Annotated in this window: 1 pseudogene; it reads left to right on the top strand. The window is 29.4% G+C overall.

The window, feature by feature from the left end:
• Nucleotides 1-213 precede the first annotated feature (213 nt).
• Nucleotides 214-296: pseudogene (locus C1G53_RS10925) on the top strand (alpha/beta hydrolase); the annotation flags it as partial.

Genomic DNA, 296 nt, shown 5'->3' with positions numbered 1-296 from the left:
TGATAAAGGTACCATTTTGCTAGATATTTTTGAAAGCATCACCCAAAAAGAAGAAAAAGAATTAGATTATTACCGCCAAATGTATGAGAAAATTCTGTGACATTGACTAACTATGTTCGGAAAATCCGAAAATTGCAAATAAATAACTAAATTTTCTGAATATTCCAGAAAAACTATGATATAATACTTAAAATACGTAAGGAAGAGATAGATATGAATAAGTCTTACTTTTATTTGGACATGAGAACTCATGAATTAGATGTACCATTTACAGAAAGAAAACGTCGAGTCCGTGT

This window comes from Streptococcus suis (assembly GCF_002960445.1).
In the GTDB taxonomy this organism is placed as follows: domain Bacteria; phylum Bacillota; class Bacilli; order Lactobacillales; family Streptococcaceae; genus Streptococcus; species Streptococcus hyiners.
Note: the sequence above shows the minus strand (reverse complement) of the source record. Positions and strands in the feature narration are given on the sequence as shown.